Raw genomic sequence first — 22,916 nt, 5'->3', positions numbered from 1 at the left:
CGCGATATGGCTCACCGGGAGCAGGATTGCCGTCGCCGCCGGTCGGGGAAACTGGCGGAGGGCGGGCTCTGAAAACTCTCCAGCACCCGTCGGCACCAGCCCCCACACCAGTACCTGACCTGAGTTGACCCGCGATGACCCGCGTTGACCCGAGTAAGGAGCCTGGGCATGGATTTCGGACATGTGCCGCAGACAGATCCGACCGCCTCGTGAGCGGCACCGTCCCCACGGGGCCGGCCGCCGCGGAGCCCGGCGCGACATCCCAGACCGTCGCCGACGACGGCCGCGTCGAACTGCTCCCCGGCGCCTTTCCGGAGCACAGCCGCTTCGCCAACGACGACCTCAAGCCCATCCCCGTCGCCGAACGCCACTGGGGCACCTACAACTTCGCCGCGCTGTGGGTCGGCATGGCCCACAACATCCCTTCCTGGACGCTCGCTTCGGGCCTGGTCGCGCTCGGCATGGACTGGCGCCAGGCCGTCTTCACCATCGCGGCGGCCAACGTGATCGTGCTCCTCCCCATGCTCCTGACGGGACACGCGGGCCCGAAGTACGGCATCCCGTTCCCCGTCCTGGCCCGCGCGTCCTTCGGCCTGCGCGGCGCGAACCTGCCCGCCCTGATCCGGGCCGCCGTGGCCTGCGGCTGGTTCGGCATCCAGACCTGGATCGGCGGCCAGGGAATCTACGTCCTGCTCAACCAGGTCTTCGACGGCGCATGGAGCGACGAGTCACGCATCGGCGGCTATCCCTGGCCGCTGTGGCTCTGCTTCGTACTCTTCTGGATCCTCCAACTGGCCATCATCTACCGGGGGATGGAGGCGTTGCGCCGCTTCGAGAACTGGGCGGCGCCCTTCGTGCTCGTCGGGGCCGTCGTGCTGCTCGTGTGGATCGCCGACAAGGCGGGCGGCCTCGGCCCGCTGCTCGACCAGCCGTCCACGCTGGGCTGGGGCGCCGACTTCTGGCCGGTGTTCTTCCCCGCCCTGATGGGCATGATCGGCTTCTGGTCCACGCTGTCCCTGAACATCCCCGACTTCACCCGGTTCGGGAAAGGGCAGCGGGCGCAGGTGTGGGGGCAGACGCTCGGCCTGCCGACCACCATGACCGCGTTCGCGCTCCTGTCCGTCCTCGTGACCTCCGGCTCGCAGGCGGTGTACGGCGAGCCGATCTGGGAGCCCGTCGACCTGGCCGCCAAGGCCGACAACGTCTTCGGGCTCCTCTACGCCCTGGTGACGGTCCTGGTCGCCACGGTCTCCGTGAACATCGCGGCGAACGTCGTCTCACCCGCGTACGACCTCGCCAACCTCGCCCCGAAGTTCATCAACTTCCGTACGGGCGCGCTGATCACCGGTGTCGTGGGCGTGGTCATCTTCCCGTGGAAGCTGATCGAGACGCCCGAGCTCTACATCTTCGTCTGGCTCGGCGTCGTGGGCGGACTGCTCGGCACGGTCGCCGGAATCCTGATCGCCGACTACTGGGTGGTGCGGCGGACGGTCCTGGACCTCGCCGATCTGTACCGCCCCGAAGGGCGCTACTGGTACACCGGCGGATGGAACCTGCGCGCCGTCGCCGCCTTCGCGGTCGGCGGCGTGCTGGCCGTGGGCGGTTCGCACTCCGCGCCGGGGAAGGGGCCGTTCCCCGAGGACGGGCTGATCCCGGTCCTGAAACCGCTCGCCGACTACGGATGGGCGATCGGGCTCGCATCTGCGCTGGTCGTCTACGTCGGGCTGATGGCGATGGGCAGGCGCGCGGGCTCCGGGGGAGGCCGGCCGGCGGCCTAGACTGGACGCTCGCGACCCTTGCGTACGAGACGTTCGTGCGCGCGAGTCCGGGCGCGGAGGGCGGAGGAGGACGACCGTGGCGACAGGCGGCACCGGCTTCGACGATCCGCCGGCCGAGGTTCTCGCCGAGGCGGCCGCGGCCTTCGGCCTGCTCGCCTCCTCCGCGCGGCTGCACATCGTGTGGGCGCTCGCGCAGGGCGAGAGCGATGTGACGGGCCTTGCCGAGCGGGTCGGCGGTGCGCTGCCCGCGGTCAGCCAGCATCTGACGAAGCTGAAGCTTGCCGGTCTCGTGCGGGCCCGGCGCGAGGGGCGGCGCCAGGTCTACTTCGTCGACGACGCGGATGTGGTGACCGTGGTGCGGCTGATGGTCGGACAGCTGTCGGACCGAGCCGACCGCTCCGACCGTGCCGACCGCTCCGTCCGAGCCGACCGTGCCGATCGCTCCGACCGTGCCGCGGAGGCTCCCGGGCGTCGGCTCCGCGGCCTTGGCGCCTGAGACCTTGGTTCCTGAGACCTTCGCGCCTGAATCCTTCGGGCCGGAAACCTTCGCACCAGAGGCCGCGGCCAGTGGGCTCACCTCGCTCGAAGTGCTGCGCCGTGTGGACAGTGGCCCGCGCGGCCTGACGGACGAGGAGGCCGAGCGGCGCGTCGCCCGGTTCGGCGAGAACACCCTTCCCGACCGGCGTGCGGTGTCGTGGCCGCGGCTCTTCGGCCGCAGCATGCGGGATCCGTTCACGGCGGTGCTGCTCTGCCTCGGTCTGGTGTCGGCCACTGTGGCGTCGTGGGGCACCGCCTGCGTGATCCTCTGCCTGGTCGTCGTCAGCGGGGTGCTGCGGACGTCCGGTGAGCACCGCGCCGACCGGTCCATGGCCGCGCTCCGGGCACTGGTGGCCACCACCGCGACCGTGCTGCGCCGCGCGGAACGGGACGGGGACCCGCAGGAGCACCCCCAGGAGCGGGAGATCCCGGTCGAGGAGCTGGTGCCCGGGGACGTGGTGCGGCTCGGCCCCGGTGACCTCGTCCCCGCCGACGTACGGCTGCTGCGCGCTAGCGGACTCAGCGTGCGCCAGGCCGCGCTGACGGGGGAGTCGGCGCCGGTGCCCAAGGCCGCCGCCGATGTGCCGGGCCCGCGGCGCCCCGAAGGCGCCTTCGACCAGCCTCATCTCTGCTTCCAGGGCAGCAGCGTCGCCTCGGGCAGCGGCACCGCGGTGGTCGTCGCGACCGGGGAGCGGACTCGGTTTGCCGCGGCGCAGGGCCTGGCGGGGAGGCGGGGGCTTTCAGGGTGGCGGGGGTTGTCGGGGAGGCGGGGCCTTTCAGGGTGGCGGGGGCTGTCGGGGCAGCGCGGGCTGGCGGGGAAGCGTGGGCTTCCGGGGTGGCGCGGGCAGTCGGAGCAGCGCGGGCTGTCGGGGCGGCAGGGGCTGCCGGGGCGGCGCGGGCTGCTGGAGCAGCGTGGGCTCTCGGGGTGGCGCGAGCCGAGTGCCTTCGACCGCTCCGTGCACGGCATCTCCTGGGTCCTCATCCGGTTCATGCTGCTGACCCCGCCGCTCGTCCTGATGGCCAACGCCGCCCTGCGCGGGCGAGGCCTTGAGACCCTGCCGTTCGCGGTCGCCGTGGCGGTCGGCCTGACGCCGGAGATGCTGCCGGTCATCGTCACCACCTGCCTGGCGCGCGGTGCCTCGCTCCTGGCCCGTACGCACGGGGTGATCGTCAAACGGCTGCCCGCTCTGCACGACCTCGGCGCCGTCGACGTCCTGTGCCTGGACAAGACCGGCACGCTCACCGAGGACCGGCCGGTGCTCGACCGCGCCCTGGGCGCCGACGGGCGTGCGGCGCCCGAAGCGCTGCACTGGGCCGCGGTCAACTCCTGGTGGACGCTCCAGCTCGCCGAGCTGCCCGCCCCCGACCCGCTCGACGACGCGGTCCTCGATGCCGCGGACGAGGAAGAAGCCTTGCGGTACGACGGGGTGGCGGCGCTGCCCTTCGATTCCGTACGCCGCATCGCCACCGCCGTCGTACGCCGTCCCGGCAGCCTCGGCACCCACACGCTCGTGGTCAAGGGCGCCGCCGAGGACGTACTGGAACGCTGTGTGCTGGAGGACGGTGAACGCGCGAGGCTCCTGTCCGTCGCCGCCGACGAAGCGGCCAGTGGCCTGCGCGTCCTCGCCGTCGCCACCGCCGAGCGGCCCGCCCGCACCCGCGCCTACACCGCGGCCGACGAACGCGGCCTGACCTTCCGTGGCTTCCTCACCCTGCGGGACGCGCTCGCCCCGACCGCGGCCACCGCCCTGCGCGACCTCGCTCAGAGCGGCATCACGGTCAAGATCCTCACCGGCGACCATCCGGGGACTGCGGCGCGGGCCTGCCGCGAGCTGGGGATCGGCTCCGGCCAGGTCCTGACCGCCGACCGCCTCGACTCCCTCACCGACGCCGAACTCGCCGAGACCGCCCGGCGCACCACCGTCTTCGCCCGCTGCACCCCCGAGCACAAGGCCCGCATCACCGCGGCGCTGCGGTCCTGCGGGCACACCACCGGATTTCTCGGCGACGGGGTCAACGACCTGCCCGCGCTGCGGGCCGCCGACGTGGGGATCGCCCCGCGGGCCGCCGTGGACGTCGTACGCGAGAGCGCCGACGTGGTCCTCGCCGACAAGGACCTCACCGCGATCGACCAGGCCGTCCTCGCGGGACGCCACAGCAGCGGCAACATCGCCACGTACCTGCGCGTCACCCTCTCCTCGAACCTCGGCAACGTCATCGCGATGCTCTCCGCGGGACTCCTGCTGCCGTTCCTGCCGATGCTCCCGGCGCAGGTCCTCGTGCAGAACCTGTGCTTCGACGCCGCGCAGGTCGCCTTCGCCTACGAGCGGCCGCATCCGGCGGTGCTCCGTCGCCCCACCGTGCTGCGGCCCCGCGCCTTCCTGCGTTTCATCACCGGCTTCGGGGCCCTCAACGCCCTCGCCGACCTCGCCACCTTCCTCGTCCTCGCGCTCGCCCTGCACGGCCCCGGTGCCGTGGACGACCAGGCGGTGTTCCACTCCGGGTGGTTCACCGAGAACCTGCTGACCCAGGCTCTGGTGATGCTGCTCCTGCGGACCGGCCGCCGCAGGGCCGAGGGCAGGACGCCGGGCCCGGTCGGCTGGTCGGTGGCCGCGCTCGCCGCCGTCGGACTGCTCCTTCCGCTCTCCCCGCTGGGGCCGCTCCTGGGGATGACGGCTCTGCCGGGCCTGTACTACCTGCTGCTCGCGGTGGTGCTCGGTCTCTACGCGGTGGCGCTCGAGGCGCTCCGGCGGCGGTGGGACGCTCAGCCGTAGGAGAGATCGGAGCAGGGGGTGTCGTCGGCCGAGCGGGCGTCGTCGGCGACTTTGGTGGGGACCTTGGTGGGGACGGGTTCCGGCTCGTCGGATGGCGCGGCCGAGGGGGCATCCGCGTACGACTGGCCGAGGGTGACGGTGATGCCGGGCGTGGCCGCCGCCTCGAGTTCCGCGCCAGGGAACAGGCGGGCGAGGGACTTCGCGCGGCTCCGTTCGCCGGGGCCGTGGGCGATCACCGTGGTGGCGTGATCCTGGGCTGCGGCGGTCGCGGTGCCGGTGACCGTGAAGTCGTGCTCGGCGAGGGTCTTCGCCGCGCGGGCGGCGAGGCCGGTGACGGTGGTGCCGTTCTCGACGGCCACGGCGGCGCCGCCTCCGGAGACGGCCGCGGCGGACTTCGCACCGCTGGACTCCCGCTTGCCCTTCTCACTCTTCTCTCCCTTCTCGGCCCTCTCGCCGTTCTTGCCGCCGGCGTCCGCCCCGTCCAGCGTGCGGTCGTCCTTGAGCGACGCCCAGAGCGCGTCGGCGTCCGGCTGGACGACGGCGACGCGCGCACCCTCGTACCGCCAGGGGATGGTGACGAACTTGGTGTTGCTCAGATCGATGTCCTTCAGGGACATCGCGAACGAGATCAGTTTGTCGGCGGAGCCGAGTCCGGGGTCGACGGTCATCGACTTCGTCGCGGCGTCCGCGAGCGGCAGCAGCTTGGTGGGGGTCAGGCCGTCGCTCTTGACCTTCTTCAACAGGCTGGCGACGAAGGCCTGTTGCCGCTTGATGCGGCCTATGTCGGAGCCGTCGCCGATGCCGTGCCGGATGCGTACGTAATCCAGGGCCTTCTGGCCCGCCACCTCCTGCTCGCCCTTGGCGAAGAGGCGCGTGCCCCGGGTGGTGCGGTGGGGGTTGAGGTCGCGTTGGTAGACGTCCTGCGGCAGGCACACCTGCACTCCGCCCACCACGTCCGTCAGCTCCGCGAACCCCTTGAAGTCGACGACGACGGTGTGATCGACGCGCAGGCCGGTGAGGTGCTCGACGGTGTTCTGGGTGCAGGCGGGGTTGCCCTTGGCGGTCTGACCCACGGAGTACGCGGCGTTGAACATGGTGTGCGGCCGGGTCCTGGTCCAGCTGCCGTCCGGCAGTTTGCAGGGCGGGAGGTCCACGAGGGTGTCGCGGGGGATGGAGACGGCGACGGCGTGCCGGTGGTCGGCGTACACATGCAGCAGGAAGGCGGTGTCGGAGCGGCCGATGTCGCTCTTGTCGCCGCCGCCGAGCGCGCTGTTCCCCGCTGTGCGCGCGTCCGAGCCGATCACCAGGACGTTCTCGCCCTTGGATGCGTCGGCGTCGGGCCGGTCGCCGGAGACGCCGTCCGCCGCGAAGGTGTCGATGTTGCCGCTCAGACGGAAGTACGCCCACCCGGCGCCTGCCGTCACGAGAACCAGGAGTGACAGGACGACGCCGAGCGTGAGCCGCACACGGCCGCGCTTGCGCCGACGGCCGCGTACAGCTGCACGGTGGCTGGTTGTCATGGGTGCCGCCCTATCCGTCCGAGTCGTTCCGCCTCATGGAGAGGGACCTTCTGGCCCGCCCCATGGTTGTACAGTTGCGCAATGTAGCAATCTTTTCTGAGGCAACCGACGGCTGAGTGACAGCTGAGACATCTGTGGAGAAGGGCGGGCGACGATGCTCCGAAACGGACTGGAACCCTGGCATCTGCTCATCGTGGCGATCGTGGTCATCGTGCTGTTCGGCTCGAAGAAGCTGCCGGACACGGCGCGCGCGGTGGGCAAGTCCCTGCGGATCCTGAAGAGCGAGACCAGGGCGATGCAGGAGGACGGGGAGCGGGGGAAGGGCTAGGTCGGCCGCACCGCCGTCACCAGCCACACCCCCGCCCGCAACCGCACGCCGAACTCGGTCGCGTACGGCCGGAACGCCTCCTCCAGCGATGCCCGCGTCGCGGCGGTCACCGTCCGGCCCGGTGTGCGCGACAGGATGAAGTCGACGGCGTCCGCCGGGGTCTGGCCCCATACCGTCTCCACCGGCACGGGAGTCACCGTCACGTCCTCATACGCGGTGAGCACCTCGTGGATGCGGGCCGGGTCCGAGAGCGAGGCCATCGCGGTGCGGGCGGCGGTGGCGTCGGCCGCGGCCTCGGGCGGTATGGACTCCGGGCTCTCCTCGGGGCCGTCCTCCCGCGCGAGGAGTTCGGCGAAGAGGCCGAGCGTGCGGGACTCCTCGGTGCCCTGGCCGACGGGCTGCGGACAGACGAACACCAGCCGCCCGCCGGGGCGCAACGCGCGGGCGATGTTCGTGAACGCGGCGGTGTGGTCGGCGAAGAACATCACCCCGCCACGGCTGATCGCGACGTCGTACCCGGCTGGGGGGAACGCGTGGGTCTGGGCATCCGCCTGTTCGTACGCCGCGTTCGTGATGCCGTCGGATGCCGTGCTCGCACGGGCGCGGTCGAGGAGCGGCGCCGATATGTCGACGCCCACCGCATGGCCGTGCGCGGCGCGGCGGGCCGCGATGCGCGTGGTGATGCCCGCACCGCAGCCGATGTCCAGGACGCGGTCGCCGGAGCCGATGGCCGCGGCTTCGAAGAGCGCGTCGTTCACGCCGGAGAGCATCGTGTCGTACCGGTCGTGGTGTGTGGCCCAGTGCGTGCCCACCGAGCCGTTCCACGCCTGCGCCTGGCGGGAGTTGGGGGTCGGTGTCGTCGCTGTGGTCATGACGTCTCCTTGGCGTAGCGGGCCGAGTGGTGCACCGCGAGGGCGCCCTCGATGCGGTCGACCGCCGTGAACGCGCCGTACGCGACCAGGTGCACGAGGCAGTGGTCGCTGAACGGTGGCTTCTTCCAGGCCGCCACGTCCTCGTCGGTGATGCGGTACGGCGCGAGCGCGGCGAGCAGCGCGAGGCGTGCTCCCGGGCGGGACGCGCGGTCGGGCAGGGCGTCCCAGGACAGCGGCGGATGCGCGCCGTCCCACGCCGCCACCGCCGCCTGCACTAGGGCCTGGTCCGCTTCGTCGAGCAGTCCCGCGCCCATCGTCGCCGCGGCACGGAGCGCGGCGTACGCGGAACCGATGGGCGTGCCCGCGGCCCAGGCAGGGCCGGGCTGAGGATCGTCAATCAGGGCCAGGGAGTCGCCGGGGGCGAGGGTGCGGCGCACCGTCTTCTGCAAGGTGCGGCCGCCGAGCGAGCGCACCGCCCGGAAGCGCTGCGCGTTGCACGGCAGCATGGCCTCGGTGATCAGCGACGACGCGACGCGGTTGATGAAGTGGAAGGAGAGCGCGGTGCCGATGTGGGCCGGGGCGTGGGCCCGCGGGAACGGCGGAGAGACGAGCTCCGGCGCCCGCGGCGTCCGGGTCGCCTGAGCCCAGGCGAGCAGCCGCGCCTGCGCCGGGTCCTCGGGCTGCTCGCCGCGCAGCACCCGCTCGGCGACGCGGTGGTCGCCGGTGGCGTGCAGCATGACCGTGTGCGCGCTCACGCAGAACGGGCAGCGGTTGGCGAGCGAGACGCCCAGCGCGACCAGCTCCCGGCCGGTGCGCGTGGTGCCCCCGCTGCCGAAGGCGTCGTCGCCGCCGACCAGCAGGGACTCGCGGAGCAACGCCCAGGTGGCGGTGAACAGTTCGGGCGCGGGCGAGAGGGCGACGAGCGGCGCCGGCTCCGCGATACCGAAGTTCTCGGCCATCTGCGCGTACGCCTCGGCGGTCCTGCCGGTCGCGGATTTCGGGAGTACGGGATCGGTGTATCGAAAGGTTGCCATGCCCCGATGGTCGGGGCGCCGGGTGCCTCGGGTCGTCGTCCGGCGGAAGGCAGTTGAGGGTACGTCGCCGGGGCCGGACGGGGCTGTGGCTACTACGCGGGGAGTAGTGCGGGAGCGGTCTGCTGGGGTGACGCGGTTGTCAGCGGTGGGCTCTATCGTTCTGAACACGGCGGGGGATGCGCCGGTGCGAGGGACGCGGGGATGCGATGACGCGGGGGCGGAGATGGCGGCGGACAGGGCGGTAGGCGCGGCGGAGCAGGTGAACGTGCGCGACCGGGTGCGGAATCAGGTGCGGCAGGCGTGGGTCGGTGACGCCGTGCTCGCGGTCGTGGTGGGGGCGATAGTCGCGGTCGCGGCGGGGCTGGGGGACGGCGGCGCGGGGCTCCTCGACTACGCCCTGATCGGCACCGGTTCGCTCGCTCTCGCCGCGCACCGGGCGGCGCCGCGCGCCGCGCTCGCGCTCACCACGGCGTGCCTGCTCGGCGAGGTGTTGTACGCGGGCGCGAGCAGTGTCGCGGCGATCCCGGTGGTGGCGGCCGTGCACACGGCAGCGCGCGCGGCTCACCGGGGCCTCGCCGCTGTCGCAGCCGGGGTGTTCCTCGTGGGCTTCGCGGTCGCGGGGGAGGCGTCGGACGACGTCGTGCAGCGGACGCTGCTGCTGGCCGGCTGGTTCCTGTGCGCCCTCGTCACGGGCCTCGCCGACAAGAACTGGCAGGCGTATCTGCGCCAGACCGAGCAGCGGGCCCTGGAGGCCGAGCGGACCCGCGAGGAGGCGGCGCTGCGCAGGGCGGGCGAGGAGCGGCTGCGGATCGCGCGCGAACTGCACGACTCGCTGACGCACAGCATCTCGATCGTCAAGCTCCAGGCGGGGGTGGCCGTCCACCTCGCCCGCAAGCGGGGCGAGGACATACCGCCCGCGCTGCTCGCCATCCAGGAGGCGAGCGGCGAGGCGATGCGTGAACTGCGGTCCACACTCACGGTGTTGCGCACGGACGAGCCGACGGGGAGTCCCGCGCTGCTCGTCGAGCGTGCGCGGGCCGCGGGGCTCGCCGTGGAGCTTGCGGTGCGGGGCCGGGAGCGGACCCTGGCCGGTGAGCTGGAGCGGGCCGCGTATCGGATCGTGCAGGAAGGCCTCACCAACGCGGCCCGCCATGCGGGCGGCTTGGCCACGGTGACGGTCGGACTCGACTACGGGGAGAGGGTGCTGGGGGTGCGGGTGGAGGACGACGGGGTCGCCGACGCGGGGCGGCCACCGGTGGAGGGGACCGGGCTCACGGGGATGCGGGAGCGGGTCGCCTCCCTGGGCGGGACGTTGCGGGCGGGGCCGCGGGTCGAGGGGGGATTCCTGGTGCGGGCGGAACTGCCGCTGGGGGATGGGGTGTTGGCGTCCGGTGTGACCGCCGGGCGGCAGGAAGGAACGTCCGCGGAGGCCAGGGTGGCCGCCGGGCGACCGGGGGAGGAGATGTGATCCGGGTGGTGCTCATCGACGACCAGGCGTTGATGCGGGCCGGGTTCCGTGCGCTGCTCGAAGCCGAGGACGGCATCGAGGTGGTGGGGGAGGCCTCCGACGGGGAGCGCGGGGTCGCTCTCGTGCGGGAGTGCATGCCGGACGTCGCGCTCATAGACGTACAGATGCCGGTGATGACCGGGATCGAGGCGACACGTCGGATCGCCGCCGACCCCCGCCTCGGCGGCGTACGCGTCGTGATCCTCACCAACTACGGCCTCGACGAGTACGTCTTCGACGCGCTGCGTGCCGGTGCCAGTGGGTTTCTGCTCAAGGACACGGAGCCCGCCGACCTGCTGCACGGCATCGAGATCGTCGCGCGCGGGGACTCCCTGCTCTCGCCCTCCGTGACCAGCAGGCTGATCGGCGAGTTCGTCTCGCGGCCACCGGACCGGGCCACCGCGCCGGGCCTGGAGACCCTCACGCGCCGGGAGCGGGAGGTCACCGCGCTGGCCGCGCGCGGGCTGACGAACGAGGAGATCGCCGAGCACATGGTGATCAGCCCGTTCACGGCGAAGACGCATGTGAGCCGGGCGATGACGAAGCTCGGCGCGCGCGACCGGGCCCAACTGGTCGTGTTCGCCTATGAGTCGGGGCTCGTCGCGGCGAGGAACGCAACTCCTTAGGCGCCCATGGACTCGGAGCGCCGATATGAAGGCGAAGGCAGATAGGGGGAAACTGTGGCCATGGCATGATCTCCGCGTGACCGTCATAGCGTTCAGACATGTCGCTGCCCTCTCGGCCGTGGTCCTGCTCGCCACCGGGTGCGGGCTCTCGGAGGAGTTGGAGCGGGAGGCGGATCCCGGGCGTACGGCGCCGGCTCAGGACGGCCGGACCAGCGCGGGGGGCGGTCTGTCGGCCTCGGCCGGTCCCGACTCGCCGACCGGGATACCCGTCGAGACGGGGCCGTCGCAGGTGCCCGACGTGGCGTCGCCCTCCTGCCCCGCGTCCGGTGTCCGCATCGAGGCGGGCATGGTCAACCCCGCCATGGGCCTGCGCGCGATGAGCGTGACCGTGACCAACTGCGGCAAGGACATCTATCGCCTGAAGGGCTATCCGAAGCTGCGGGTCCTGGACGAGCACCGCGAACCCCTCGACGTACAGATCCTCGAAGGTACCGAGCCCATCATGGCGAGAGACGACGACCCCGGGCCGAACCACCGCGTCTCGCTCAAGCGGGGCGAGGAGGCCTACACCGTCCTCGTCTGGCGCAACACCGTCACGGACACGACCACGACCGCCGTCAGCGGCACCTACCTCAAGGTCACCCCGGCGCCTGGCACCCGCCCCGGGACCGTGACGCCGGAGGGCCGGATCGACCTCGGCAACACCGGCCGCATCGGCACGACCGCCTGGCAGAGGGAGCCCGCCGACGACGCGAGCCCGTCAAGGCCTACGGCACCCGCGCCGTCCACTCCGGCGAGCTGAACTTCGTCCGGGCCAGTTCCCGCGCCCTGGCCATCTCCTCGTCCGTGGCCTTGCCCACCGTCAGGCCGTACCGCCCGCGGAAGGAGTCGAGCATCCGCTCGATCACGGTCTCGCGCGGGAGGCCCGTCTGGCGGCGCAGCGGGTCCACGCGCTTCTTCGCGCTCCGCGTGCCCTTGTCCGAGAGCTTCTCGCGGCCGATGCGGAGCACCTCGACCATCTTCTCCGCGTCGATGTCGTACGACATGGTCACGTGGTGCAGTACGGCGCCGTGCCCGCCGGCGACGCGCTTCTGGGCGGCGCCCGCGACCTTGCCGGCGTCGGTGGCGATGTCGTTGAGGGGTTGGTACCACGCCTTGATGCCCATGTCGCCGAGGGCGTCGAGCACCCAGTCGTCCAGATAGGCGTAGCTGTCGGCGAAGGACAGGCCCTGCACGAGGGAGTCCGGGACCGAGAGCGAGTACGTGATGGCGTTGCCCGGCTCGCAGAACATGGCGCCGCCGCCACTGATCCGGCGCACCACCTGGACGCCGTGGCGCGCGGCGCCCTCCTGGTCCACTTCGTTGCGCAGCGACTGGAAGCTGCCGATGACGACCGCCGGGGACTCCCACTCCCACACACGTAGCGTCGGCGGGCGGCGCCCGGCGGCGACCTCCTCGGTGAGCACCTCGTCCAGCGCCATCAGGAGGGCGGGGGACTGCGGGGCCTCGTGGATCAGCTGCCAGTCGTAGTCGGTCCAGTCCGTGGCATGCGCGAGGGCCCGGCGCACCGCGACGCCCACGCCCTCCGACGTGAGGCCGTACATCACCGTGCCCTCGGGGAGCGCGGCGTCGACGCGGGCGGCGAGACCCGCCGTGTCGGTCTCGGCGGGTGCGCCCTCCAGGGCACGGCTCAGGGCGTCGAATGCCTCGTCAGGTTCGAGGAAGAAGTCCCCCGCCACCCGCACATGCCGCAGCGTGCCGTCCTCGACCTCCAGGTCCACGACGACGAGCTTGCCGCCGGGGACCTTGTACTCACCGTGCACTGTGCTTCCTCCGGGCCTTGCCGAATCGCGGACACCGGCAGCCTGCGATTTCATATCAGGACAACTCGACCCACTAGGGATAGATTCCCGCACAGGGTGGTCAGTCGTCCCCTCGGCGCCGGCCCTGACGGGAGCTGACGAGGAGTCCATGAGCCACGCCGAGACCAGTGACCAAGCCACCGCCGGTGCGTCACCGGCCGTCAAGCTGACGCTCGCCACGCTGACGATGATGGTCGTCGGCTCCATGGTCGGCGCGGGCGTGTTCTCGCTGCCACGGCGGTTCGCCCAGGAGACCGGGGTCGCGGGCGCGTTGATCGCCTGGGCCATCGCCGGTGCGGGCATGCTGATGCTCGCCTTCGTCTTCCAGACCCTCGCCGTCCGCAGACCGGATCTGGACGCCGGTGTCTACGCCTACGCGAAGGCAGGGTTCGGCGAGTACCTCGGCTTCTTCTCCGCCTTCGGGTACTGGGCCAGCGCGTGCGTCGGCAACGTCACCTACTGGGTGCTCATCATGTCGACCATCGGCGCCATCTGGCCGAGCCTCGGCGACGGCGACACCCTGCTCGCCGTCGTCCTCTCCTCGTTCGGCCTGTGGGCGTTCTTCCTGCTCATCCGCCGCGGCGTCAAGGAAGCGGCGGCGATCAACAGGATCGTCACCGTCGCCAAGATCGTGCCCATCCTCGTCTTCGTGATCCTGGCCCTCTTCTTCTTCAAGCCGTCCGTCTTCGCGGACAACTTCGGCGGCGCGGACTACGCGGGATCGCTGTTCAACCAGGTGCGCGGCACCATGCTGGCCACCGTCTTCGTCTTCCTCGGGGTCGAGGGCGCGAGCGTCTACTCCCGGCACGCCAAGCGCCGCGAGGACGTCGGCCGGGCCACGATCCTGGGCTTCCTCAGCGTCTTCGCCGTCTTCGCCTCGGTCACCATCGTGTCGTACGGGATCATGCCGATGGCGGAGATCGCCGAGCTGCGCCAGCCCTCCATGGCGGGGGTCCTGGAGGAGGCGGTCGGCACCTGGGGCAAGGTCTTCGTCAGCGTAGGACTCATCATCTCCGTGCTCGGCGCCTACCTCGCCTGGACGCTGATGGCCGCGGAAGTGCTCTTCGTCGCCGCGAAGGACGACGACATGCCCCGCTTCCTGCGCAAGGCCACATCGGAGGACGTGCCGGTCCCCGCGCTCCTGATGACCACCGCGCTGAGCCAGGTGGTCCTGGTCGTCACGATGTTCTCCGACGACGCGTTCAACTTCGCGCTCGACCTGACCAGCGCGCTGAGCCTCATCCCGTTCCTGCTCGCGGCCGGTTTCGCCGTCAAGATCGCCACCGGGCCCGGCCGCGAGGGCGTCGCCGGACAGAGCACCCGCAAGGAACTCGTGATCGCGGTGATCGCCACGCTGTACATGGCGTTCCTGCTGTACGCGGCCGGGCTCAAGTTCGTCCTTGTCTCCTTCATCATCTACGCCCCCGCGACGCTCCTGTTCATCAAGGCCCGGCGGGAGCAGAACCGGCGCCTGTTCTCCCCGCGCGAGGCCGTCATCTGCGCCGTCTCGATCGCGGGCGCCGTCGTGGGCGTGATCGCGCTCGCGGCGGGCTGGATCGACCTCTGACCGGACCAGGCCGGGCCCGCCCCCGAACCAGTCGCCACCGACCGAAAGGCGCACCGTGACCAGCCACGACACCCCCGCCGCACCGACGTTCGGCGTCCACTCCGAGGTCGGCAGGCTGCGCAAGGTACTGGTCTGCGCGCCGGGACTCGCACACCGCAGGCTGACCCCCACCAACGCCGACGACCTGCTCTTCGACGACGTCATGTGGGTGGAGAACGCCCAGCGCGACCACGCGGACTTCGTCATCAAGCTCCAGCAGCGCGGCGTCGAGGTCGTCGAGCTGCACGACCTCCTCGCGCAGACCATGGCGATCCCCGAGGCAAGGACCTGGCTCCTCGACCGGAAGATCACCGCGAACGAGGTCGGCCTCGGGCTCATCGACGGCACCCGCGCCTTCCTGGAGACACTGGAGCCGAGGCAGCTCGCCGAGTACCTCATCGGGGGCCTTGCGACCGCGGATCTGCCGGACGAGTTCCGCTCCGGCTATGTCGCGCTCGTGCGCGAATCCACCGGCGTACGCGAGTACTTGATGCCGCCGCTGCCGAACACGCTCTACACGCGCGACACGACGTGCTGGCTGTACGGGGGCGTCACGCTCAACCCGCTGTACTGGCCGGCCCGGCACGACGAGACGCTCCTGATGAAGGCCGTCTACCGGTTCCACCCCGACTTCACGGGGGCCACGGTGTGGTGGGGCGACCCCGAACTCGACTGGGGCCAGGCGACGTTCGAGGGCGGCGACATCATGCCCGTCGGCAACGGCGTCGTCCTGATGGGCATGAGCGAGCGCACCTCGCGGCAGGCCATCACCCAGGTCGCGTCCGCGCTGTTCGAGAACGGCGCGGCCGAGCAGGTCATCGTCGCGGGCATGCCCAAGCTGCGGGCCGCCATGCACCTCGACACGGTCTTCACCTTCGCCGACCGCGACATCGTCACGCTCTACCCGAAGATCATGGACGCCGTGCACTCCTTCACGCTGCGCCCCGGCGGCAAGGCGTCCGGTGTCGAGATCACGGACGAGGGCTCGCGCGCGTTCGTCGACGTGGTCGCCAAGTCGCTCGGCCTGCCCGACCTGCGCGTGATCGAGACGGGCGGGGACGTCTACGCCTCCGAGCGGCAGCAGTGGGACAGCGGCAACAACGCCGTCGCCCTGGAGCCGGGCGTGGTCTTCACCTACGACCGCAACACCCAGACCAACACGCTGCTGCGCAAGGCGGGCGTCGAGGTCATCACCATCGTCGGCGCCGAACTCGGCCGGGGCCGCGGCGGCGGACACTGCATGACGTGCCCGCTCGTCCGCGACGCCGTGGACTTCTGAAGCCCCCAGCGGTACGGGGGCTCAGTACCGCCGGTCTAGTACCGCTGCGCCTTGACCAGCTTCGCGGAGAGCTTCGGCTCCGGGGGCTCGTGGCTGATGGCGTACCGCTGGGCGCGCTTGCCCGGTTCGAGGTTCTCCGTGCCGACGTAGCGGGTCTCCACGGTCTTGCCCGACGAGTCCACGAAGTCGACCTGCACGGCGAAGTCGGCCGTCTTGTCGGTCCTGTTGGTGAAGGTCACCACGGAGGCGAGCACACCGCCCGTCTCGGCGCGCGGCTTGCCCGTCATCGAGACGTCGGACATCGCGTTGCCCCGCCCGTCGACGTCCTTCAGGGCGTCCTTGGCGGCCTGGTTGGCCCGTTCCGTGTCGGCGGACACGGACGCCTCGAACTCGTCCGCGCGCTCCGAGGCGGAGGCCTCGGCCGCCGAGGCCGAGGCACGGGCGGACTCGGCGGCCTCCGAGGCCTGCGACTTCAACGGCGACGCGGTCTTCTCCGAGAACGACGACGAGTCCGGGGCGGTCGGCCGTTCGCTCACCGTCCGGCTGCCCTCGGCCGACGGGGCGTCGCTGTCGGTGCTGCACGAGACGAGGGCGGCGGCGGCCGTCACCGTGGCGGCGAGCGTGAGGGCGGCGGACACCGCGGGCCTGCGGCGTGCGGGGCGCCGCTTCCCGCGGGGCGGCATCGGGTTCATTCGGTGCGGTCCTTTCCCTGCTGCTGTTGCTTGTTGCCTGTTACCTGTTGCTGGTCGTGAGGGGGGGTGTCAGTAGCGCAGGGCGCAGGCGATCCGGCCCCGGTCGGCGAGCGCGCCTTCGGGTACGAAGTGGACCTGTGTGCCGGTGTCCAGGGCCCGCTCGACGATGTCGTCGACGACGTCGTCCACCGCGTCGAGGTCGTCCGGATCGGCAGGCACCAGATGTCCGCCGTCGTCGCGCACGGTCGCCTGGTAGGTGTCCTCCACGGCGAGGAGGCGTACCCGGTCCGTCGTCACGTTCTGCCAGACCTCGTCGAGACCGGCGGCGTAGTGGCGTCGGCCCTGCGCCGCGTCCAACTCATGGAGCACGGAGTCGAGTTCGCTCTTGTCCTGGGCGGCGAGGAAGGGGCGTACCGCCTGCCACACCGCGTCCGCCGGGCCGTGCACGAGGCCGCCGTGCGGCACCCGGCCGGCCTCCTTGATGACCGTGCCCGCGCCGTCGAGGAGGGACAGTGCCGCGGCCTCGCCTGCCACGAACAGGGGGCGCGGATGGGCGCGGAGCACACTGGCCGTGGACAGGTCCGCCTCGCGCAGGAACCTGCGGGTCTGCTCGTCGCGGTAGGTGCTCGGCAGGTCGCCGATCCGCTCCTTGCGCTCGGCGTCCGGGTCCTCCAGGCTCCGGGTCAGCGGGAATCCGTCCGCCTTGTGCTCGGTGACCCGCTCCGGGGTGCCGCTCCACAGCGAGACGCGGTCGGCCGAGATGGTGAGGACCCAGTACGGACGCTCGGCGGCCTGGGCCGCGACGACGTTGCGCGTCAGGAAGGTGTCCGAGAGCACCACGCGCGACGGCACCGTCCTGGCCAGGGACCACACCTGGTGCTCCCCGGGGGCGGCGAACACGGCGAGCCCGTCCTCGGCGTGCACGAGGTCGATCTCCGCCACCGCCCGGTCCAACTGCGCGGCCACCTCGATCCGCTGCTCCCTGGCCACGGCCGGGTCGGACTTCAGACGCTCCTTGGCCTCGGCGACGAGGTTGCGCAGCCGCACGGCATCCTGCGCGTTGTCCGGCTCCCTGCGGTGGGTCGGCAGCAGGACCGTGACGGCGGGATAGGGGCGCGGCCGGCGCAGCCCGGCCAGGGTGGCCGGGTTGAGGGAGGGGTGCATGGGGTGACCCTTTCGGGGCGGGGCGGCGGATGAGGTGGCTCCGGAGGCGGCTGGGGGGGAGCCTCCAGAGAGGGATGAGGTGCCTCCAGAGAGGGAATTACGCCATGAAATGCACCATATGCCGGTTCCCTGGCCGTGGCATTTCACCCGGGGCAGCTCACCTCAGCAGGAAGCCGAAGACGTACCCGAGGGCATTCGTGGCCCAGTGCAGCCCCATGGGGGCGAGCAGGCTTCCGCTGCGGCGGCGCAGTTCGCAGAAGAGGCAGCCCGCCAGTGCCGTGAAGAGGACCGCTCCGGCGTCGACGACGATCACGCCGAGGATCGAGTGCCCGAAGGCGCCGCCGAGCGCGGGCTTGGCGTCGGCGAGACCCAGCGACGGCAGGATGTGCCAGAGACCGAAGAGCCCCGACGAGACCAGGGTCGCGGTGAGCGGCCCGCGCGAGCGCAGGAGCAGCCCGAACAGGACGCCCCGGAAGGCCACCTCCTCGAGCAGGACCGTGCCGAACGGAACCGTCACCAGCACCCGCTGGGCGACCTCACCCCCGCTCAGACCGCTCTGCCGCTGATCCTCGAACAGCCCGCGGGTGAGCGGCAGCGCGGCCGCGACGGCGTACCCCGCGGCGACGATTCCGATCAGGGCGAGCGCCCAGCACAGACCGCGCACGAGGGTGCCGCGCGCGAGGCCGACGTCGGCCCACCGCCCGCCCGACCAGTACACGATCGCGAGCAGCACCGCCGTGGCCAGCAGGGAGAGGGGGAGGCTCAGGGACTGCGCCCACCGGTTGTTCGCGAGGTTGCTGAGCACGAGGACGGCGACGGTGGCGGTGACGGCGGTGGCCGTCGTGACCGGACGCCGCAAGAGCCGCGGAAGCCGCACGAGCCGCAGGTGCCGCGGGTGCCGCGAGGAGGGGCGTCGGGCGTGCACGAGTCCATCGTGCGGGCGTCCCGCGCACGCGGCGACCGGAGGTCCGGAGCCGCGTACCGAGTCGCCGCGTGTACGCAGGGGACTCAACCTGAAGGCATGGAAGAGCGCGCGTCCGGCCAGCGGCGCCGGCGCCTGTGCCTGCGGTGGCTCCGGCCCGTCGCCTGGGTCGTGGCGGTGCTGTGCGTGGCGGTCCTCGCCACGACGGCCACGGCGCGCAGCACGGTCCTCAGTCCCGGCTTCCACCAAGGCGTGCTGAAGGACCAGCACGCCTACGACCGCCTCTACAACGAGGTCCTGGTCGACCCGCAGAGCCTCCCGGTCGCCCGCGGCCTGCTGGGGCGGCTGCCGGTCCCGGAGGCCGCCGTGACGTCCAACCTGAAGATCGTGCTTCCCCCGGAGACCTTGCGCGCCATGACCGACCGCCAGATCGAGGAGGTGACCGGCTATCTGCGGGGCGAGCACGCGACGCTGCGCCTCACGGCGGACCTGCGGCCGGTGCTCACCAATGTCGGCGACCTGGCCCAGACGTACTTCGGCGATCTCGTCGCCTCCGTGCAGCGGCAGCCCGAGCCCGACTTCCCCGCATTCCTGACGGACCTGAACAGCGCGGCGCGGAGTGTGACCACCGGAGAGCCGCCCACCGGCCTTCCCGCCCTGGAACTGTCCAGGGAGCAGGCCGTCACCGCGGCCCGCGCGCTCCTCCAGGTGGTGCCCGAGGACCGCCGCGACGCACTCCGTCCCGAGGTCGAGGTGGCCCTGGAGAGCGGCGACGTGGCGTCGGCGCTCGCCGCCGTCGGCCCCGAGGCCGTCTCCGACCGCACGCGCCTGGCCACCGAGCAGCTGCGGACGACCGTGGGCGGCGACACCTGGGACATCACCGCCGACCTCGACACGTCGCAGGACGCGCTCGCCCCGCTGCACCGGGCGCGCTCCGTCACGCACCTCGCCCAGGAGGTGGTCGAGCCGCTCGCAGCCCTGCTGGGCGTCGCCGCCCTGGCGTTCCTGTGGTTCTCCGGGCCGCGGGCCCCCGCGCGCCGTCTGATGGGGCTGGGCTGGGCGCTCGCCGCGGGCGGACTGCTGACCGGCCTTGCCGCCCTGTTCGCCCGCACGGCCACGGACGACGGGGTGATCACTGCGCCCGTGTCCTGGCCGGAGTCCGTGGCGCGGCTCGTCGACGACGTGGGGAACGCCGCCCTGGACGGCGTCATCGGCACGGCCACCGCGACCGCGTACATCCTGCTCGCGGCGGGCGCGCTGCTCGTCACCGTCAGCTGGGTGTGGCAGGCGGGACCGGCGCTCACGGTCAGCCCGCGGCGGGTCCAGGTGCTCGCCGTCGGGGTGGCCGGGGCCGCGCTCGGGGGTGTCGTCCTTGCTCCCCTGGCGGTCGGCCGCTCCGAGCCGCGGGCCTGCCAGGGCAGCGCCCGGCTCTGCGACCGCCCGTACGACGAGATCGCCCAGCTCACCTCGCACAACGCGATGTCGACCACGGCCGACCAGTTCATCGGGCCGCTCCAGGACCCCGGCATCACGGCCCAGCTCAACGATGGCGTACGCGCCCTGCAGATCGACACCTACACCTGGGAGGGGCCCGAGCAGATCGCCGAGCGTCTGAAGGGCTCGGACTTCTCGCCCCGCCTCCAAGGGCAGATCAAGGCCGCGATCAACAAGTTCAACCCGCCCCGTGACGGCCTGTGGCTCTGCCACTCGGTGTGCCGGGCCGGGGCGATCGGCCTCGTGCCCACGCTGCGCGAGACGGGCGACTGGCTGCGCGCCCACCCCACCGACGTGGTCACGCTGATCGTGCAGGACGCCGTCAGCGCCGATGACACCGCGGCCGCCTTCGAGGAGGCCGGGCTCACGGACCTGCTGTTCACGCCCGACCCCGACCCTGACGAGCCGTGGCCCGAGCTCGGCGACATGATCGACAGCGGTCGGCGCCTTGTGGTGTTCGCCGAGCGCGAGGACGGGCCCCAGCCCTGGTACCGCAACTTCTACCGGTACGGCATGGAGACGCCGTTCGCCTTCCGCAGCCCAGCGGACATGACCTGCGCCCCGCACCGGGGCGGCGAGGACAAGCGGCTCTTCCTGCTCAACCACTTCATCACCATCGACGGCGGCAGCCGCCTCGACGCGGGCACGGTCAACCGGCGCGAGGCGGTGCTCGACCGCGTGCACGACTGCGAGCGGCAGCGCGGCAGGCCGGTGAACTTCGTCGCCGTCGACTACCTCAACATCGGCGATGCGAGGGGGGCGGTGGATGCGCTGAATGCGGAGCGCTAGCAGGGGTGGAAGTGCGATTTGAGCCGGTTTGCGAGGTGTGGGGGACTGGGTGAGCATGGGGTCGCGCGCCCTTTGCCGGGGACATCCGTCATCGGACGGCCGCGCCGGACCTCGGAGCTGAGGCGGTTGACGAAGGATGCGCCTTTGGCGGACGCTCGGCGGTGGATCGTGCGGCGCGGCGGCGCGATCGTCAGGAAGCCGTACTGGGAACGGCCCGACTCCACCTACCTGGTCAGACGCTGGCCGGACCTCACGGCAGCCTGCGTCGGCACCGTCTTCTTCTGGCTCTCCCTCACGCCGTCCCTCGTGCCCCGGCCCTGGTTGCTGCAGGGCGTCGTCGGAGGGATCACGGCGGCCATCGGATACGGACTCGGCTCGGTCGTCGCCACCGTGTGCCGCGCGCTGTTCCGGTGGCGGCCGAGCGAGAAGGCACGGGCGCGTCTCTGGCAGGCGTACTGGGTCATCGGGCTCGTCCTCACGGTGTGGCTGATCGCCGAGAGCGACCACGCGCAGCGCCGCCTGCGCGAGCTCCAGGGACTGCCGCCGTCGATGGCCTGGCACACGCCGGTCATCATGCTGATCGCCCTCCTGCTCTGGGCCCTGTTCCTTTTCGTGGCCCGTGGCATCCGCCTCGGTGCACGCAGGCTGATCCGCGCCCTGCACCGGTTCGTGCCGCTGCCCGTCGCCATCGGCCTCGGCGTCGCGCTCAGCGCGCTGATCGTCACGATCGGGCTGCGCGACGTCGTCTTCCAGCGCGGCGTCATCGACCTCGCCGATCGCATCGCCTACGCGACGAACGGCGGCACCAAGGAAGGCATCCGCCGACCGACCTCGCCGCTGGTCTCCGGGGGGCCCGGCTCGCTCCTGCGCTGGCAGGACCTCGGATTCCAGGGCCGCAACTTCGCGGGGTCCACGCCGACGAGCGAGCAGATCACCCAGTACACGGGCAGGCCCGCGAAGGACCCCGTGCGGGTCTACGTCAGCGCGTCGGCGCCGGAGGCCTTCAGCAGCAGGGACCCCTTCGAGGCCAAGGCCCGGCTCGCGGTGGAGGAGCTGGAGCGGACCGGTGCGTTCGACCGGGACGTGCTGGCCATCGCCGGGACCACGGGGACCGGCTGGGTCAACGCCGACATCAGTGAACCCCTGGAGTACATGCACGACGGCAACACGGCCATCGTCGCCGTCCAGTACTCCTACCTGCCCAGCTGGGTTTCCTTCCTCGTCGACAAGGAGCGCGCCGCGCAGGCCACGAGCCTGCTCGTCGACGCGGTCCTCGCGAAGTGGTCCGCCCTGCCGGAGGACGACCGGCCCAAGCTCGTGGTCACCGGGGAGAGCCTGGGCGGGTTCGCGATCGAGTCGTCGTTCGACGGGGTGGACGATCTGCTGGCCCGGACGGACGGGGCGCTGATCGTCGGCACGCCCAACTTCGCGCCGATGTCGCAGGAGATCCGCGATCACCGGGACGCGGGGAGCCCGGTGTGGCGGCCGCTGTACGACGAGGGCAGGAACGTGCGGTTCGCGCAGTTCCCCGAGCGGGATCTGAAGCGGCCGGGCGGGGCGTGGGGCCAGCCGCGGGTGGTGTACCTGCAGAACGCGTCCGACCCGGTCGTCTGGTGGTCCTCCGCCCTGCTCCTGCACCGCCCGCAGTGGCTCGACGACCCGCTGGGCCCGGACATCACCCCGGCGATCAGGTGGTTCCCCGTCGTCACCTTCTGGCAGACGTCGGTGGACATGGCGGTGTCGTACGGCGTCGAGGCGCCGCACGGTCACCGGTACGGGTCGGGGCCGGTGGACGGGTGGGCGGCGATCGTTCCCCGGGAGGGATGGGGCGAGAAGGACACGGAGCGACTACGACAGCACATGGAGGAGCGGAAGCCGCCTTACTGAGGCGGGGCTGCGGGGGCTGCTTCGGCCGGGAAGCGCGAGGCCCCGCCCCGCCCCACCCTCGGCACCGCGGGGCAGCCTCGCCCCCCACCCACCCCTGTCACTGCGGGGCAATCGGGCGGGTGGGCGGGAGAGGCTTGTTCGTCCAGGGGCGGATGCGGGGTGACGGGCGGGTGGGTGGGAGGGGCCTGTTCGTGCAGGTGGGACGCGGGGGGCGAGGTAAAGGCAGGGCCCAGGGGCCAGGTCAC

At 72.0% G+C, this 22,916-nt stretch carries 18 protein-coding genes; 11 read left to right on the top strand and 7 right to left on the bottom strand.

The window, feature by feature from the left end:
• Positions 1-209 precede the first annotated feature (209 nt).
• The 3 genes from ABZ833_RS11640 (at position 210) to ABZ833_RS11630 (ending at position 5,089) form a co-directional block, all read left to right on the top strand.
• Complete coding sequence (locus ABZ833_RS11640; RefSeq protein WP_361044405.1) at positions 210-1,778, top strand: NCS1 family nucleobase:cation symporter-1; 1,569 nt, start codon at positions 210-212, stop codon at positions 1,776-1,778.
• Between the two features lie 76 nt (positions 1,779-1,854).
• Positions 1,855-2,274 carry a metalloregulator ArsR/SmtB family transcription factor gene (locus ABZ833_RS11635; protein WP_361044402.1) on the top strand — a complete coding sequence of 140 codons (420 nt, stop codon included), beginning with the start codon at positions 1,855-1,857 and terminating at the stop codon, positions 2,272-2,274.
• A gap of 91 nt (positions 2,275-2,365) precedes the next feature.
• On the top strand, positions 2,366-5,089 hold the full coding sequence (locus tag ABZ833_RS11630) for an HAD-IC family P-type ATPase (protein ID WP_361044814.1): 2,724 nt from the start codon (positions 2,366-2,368) through the stop codon (positions 5,087-5,089).
• Here ABZ833_RS11630 and ABZ833_RS11625 read toward each other — a convergent pair.
• Positions 5,080-6,609 carry an LCP family protein gene (locus ABZ833_RS11625; RefSeq protein WP_361044400.1) on the bottom strand — a complete coding sequence of 510 codons (1,530 nt, stop codon included), beginning with the start codon at positions 6,607-6,609 and terminating at the stop codon, positions 5,080-5,082. The genes ABZ833_RS11630 and ABZ833_RS11625 overlap by 10 nt on opposite strands.
• A 154-nt stretch (positions 6,610-6,763) precedes the next feature.
• On the opposite strand from ABZ833_RS11625, the gene tatA reads away from it, so the two are divergent.
• Positions 6,764-6,937, top strand: a complete 174-nt coding sequence (tatA, locus tag ABZ833_RS11620) for a Sec-independent protein translocase subunit TatA (protein WP_249586773.1) — start codon at positions 6,764-6,766, stop codon at positions 6,935-6,937.
• On the opposite strand, the gene ABZ833_RS11615 is transcribed toward tatA, so the two are convergent.
• Together ABZ833_RS11615 and ABZ833_RS11610 are read right to left on the bottom strand one after the other, a co-directional pair.
• Positions 6,934-7,809, bottom strand: coding sequence for a class I SAM-dependent methyltransferase (locus tag ABZ833_RS11615; RefSeq protein ID WP_361044398.1), 876 nt, complete (start codon positions 7,807-7,809; stop codon positions 6,934-6,936). The two genes, tatA and ABZ833_RS11615, sit on opposite strands and share 4 nt — an antisense overlap.
• Entirely contained in the window at positions 7,806-8,843 is a 1,038-nt protein-coding gene (locus ABZ833_RS11610) for a carboxymuconolactone decarboxylase family protein (protein WP_361044394.1), read from the bottom strand. Before ABZ833_RS11610 ends, ABZ833_RS11615 begins: the two co-directional genes overlap by 4 nt.
• Before the next feature lie 223 nt (positions 8,844-9,066).
• On the opposite strand from ABZ833_RS11610, the gene ABZ833_RS11605 reads away from it, so the two are divergent.
• The 3 genes from ABZ833_RS11605 to ABZ833_RS11595 all read left to right on the top strand — a co-directional run bounded on the left by ABZ833_RS11605 (position 9,067) and on the right by ABZ833_RS11595 (position 11,778).
• Positions 9,067-10,311, top strand: a complete 1,245-nt coding sequence (locus tag ABZ833_RS11605; RefSeq protein ID WP_361044392.1) for a histidine kinase — start codon at positions 9,067-9,069, stop codon at positions 10,309-10,311.
• Positions 10,308-10,976 (top strand): response regulator transcription factor, encoded by a 669-nt coding sequence (locus ABZ833_RS11600; RefSeq protein WP_361044389.1) that lies wholly within the window; start codon positions 10,308-10,310, stop codon positions 10,974-10,976. The genes ABZ833_RS11605 and ABZ833_RS11600 overlap by 4 nt, the downstream gene beginning before the upstream one ends.
• A gap of 76 nt (positions 10,977-11,052) precedes the next feature.
• Complete coding sequence (locus ABZ833_RS11595) at positions 11,053-11,778, top strand: DUF4232 domain-containing protein (protein WP_361044387.1); 726 nt, start codon at positions 11,053-11,055, stop codon at positions 11,776-11,778.
• Here ABZ833_RS11595 and ABZ833_RS11590 read toward each other — a convergent pair.
• The gene (locus ABZ833_RS11590) at positions 11,744-12,799 is read right to left on the bottom strand and encodes a biotin/lipoate A/B protein ligase family protein (RefSeq protein WP_361044384.1); all 1,056 of its coding nucleotides are present in this window, start codon (positions 12,797-12,799) and stop codon (positions 11,744-11,746) included. The two genes, ABZ833_RS11595 and ABZ833_RS11590, sit on opposite strands and share 35 nt — an antisense overlap.
• 148 nt (positions 12,800-12,947) lie before the next feature.
• Here ABZ833_RS11590 and ABZ833_RS11585 point away from each other — a divergent pair, with 148 nt between their 5' ends.
• Positions 12,948-14,405, top strand: coding sequence for a basic amino acid/polyamine antiporter (locus ABZ833_RS11585; RefSeq protein ID WP_361044382.1), 1,458 nt, complete (start codon positions 12,948-12,950; stop codon positions 14,403-14,405).
• Between the two features lie 55 nt (positions 14,406-14,460).
• Positions 14,461-15,723, top strand: a complete 1,263-nt coding sequence (locus ABZ833_RS11580; RefSeq protein ID WP_361044380.1) for an arginine deiminase — start codon at positions 14,461-14,463, stop codon at positions 15,721-15,723.
• Between the two features lie 35 nt (positions 15,724-15,758).
• On the opposite strand, the gene ABZ833_RS11575 is transcribed toward ABZ833_RS11580, so the two are convergent.
• The 3 genes from ABZ833_RS11575 to ABZ833_RS11565 form a co-directional block, all read right to left on the bottom strand.
• Entirely contained in the window at positions 15,759-16,415 is a 657-nt protein-coding gene (locus tag ABZ833_RS11575) for a hypothetical protein (protein ID WP_361044377.1), read from the bottom strand.
• 69 nt (positions 16,416-16,484) lie between these two features.
• The gene (locus ABZ833_RS11570) at positions 16,485-17,579 is read right to left on the bottom strand and encodes a chemotaxis protein (RefSeq protein WP_361044374.1); all 1,095 of its coding nucleotides are present in this window, start codon (positions 17,577-17,579) and stop codon (positions 16,485-16,487) included.
• 157 nt (positions 17,580-17,736) lie between these two features.
• Positions 17,737-18,504: a CPBP family intramembrane glutamic endopeptidase gene (locus ABZ833_RS11565; RefSeq protein WP_361044372.1), complete on the bottom strand. Its 768-nt coding sequence runs from the start codon at positions 18,502-18,504 to the stop codon at positions 17,737-17,739.
• 96 nt (positions 18,505-18,600) lie between these two features.
• Here ABZ833_RS11565 and ABZ833_RS11560 point away from each other — a divergent pair, with 96 nt between their 5' ends.
• Together ABZ833_RS11560 and ABZ833_RS11555 are read left to right on the top strand one after the other, a co-directional pair.
• Entirely contained in the window at positions 18,601-20,784 is a 2,184-nt protein-coding gene (locus ABZ833_RS11560) for a hypothetical protein (protein WP_361044370.1), read from the top strand.
• A 144-nt stretch (positions 20,785-20,928) separates the two neighbouring features.
• The gene (locus ABZ833_RS11555; protein WP_361044367.1) at positions 20,929-22,671 is read left to right on the top strand and encodes an alpha/beta-hydrolase family protein; all 1,743 of its coding nucleotides are present in this window, start codon (positions 20,929-20,931) and stop codon (positions 22,669-22,671) included.
• Positions 22,672-22,916: the final 245 nt, after the last annotated feature.

Source organism: Streptomyces sp. NPDC047525, assembly GCF_040643025.1.
Lineage (GTDB): Bacteria > Actinomycetota > Actinomycetes > Streptomycetales > Streptomycetaceae > Streptomyces > Streptomyces durmitorensis.
This window is presented reverse-complemented; position numbering and strand designations above follow the sequence as displayed.

Bases quoted from the DNA above. Each gene is read 5' to 3' on its own strand.
- ABZ833_RS11625 (WP_361044400.1), bottom strand. From the start codon at position 6,609: ATGACAACCAGCCACCGTGCAGCTGTACGCGGCCGTCGGCGCAAGCGC.
- tatA (WP_249586773.1), top strand. From the start codon at position 6,764: ATGCTCCGAAACGGACTGGAACCCTGGCATCTGCTCATCGTGGCGATC.
- ABZ833_RS11615 (WP_361044398.1), bottom strand. From the start codon at position 7,809: ATGACCACAGCGACGACACCGACCCCCAACTCCCGCCAGGCGCAGGCG.
- ABZ833_RS11610 (WP_361044394.1), bottom strand. From the start codon at position 8,843: ATGGCAACCTTTCGATACACCGATCCCGTACTCCCGAAATCCGCGACC.
- ABZ833_RS11605 (WP_361044392.1), top strand. From the start codon at position 9,067: ATGGCGGCGGACAGGGCGGTAGGCGCGGCGGAGCAGGTGAACGTGCGC.
- ABZ833_RS11585 (WP_361044382.1), top strand. From the start codon at position 12,948: ATGAGCCACGCCGAGACCAGTGACCAAGCCACCGCCGGTGCGTCACCG.
- ABZ833_RS11575 (WP_361044377.1), bottom strand. From the start codon at position 16,415: ATGAACCCGATGCCGCCCCGCGGGAAGCGGCGCCCCGCACGCCGCAGG.
- ABZ833_RS11570 (WP_361044374.1), bottom strand. From the start codon at position 17,579: ATGCACCCCTCCCTCAACCCGGCCACCCTGGCCGGGCTGCGCCGGCCG.
- ABZ833_RS11560 (WP_361044370.1), top strand. From the start codon at position 18,601: ATGGAAGAGCGCGCGTCCGGCCAGCGGCGCCGGCGCCTGTGCCTGCGG.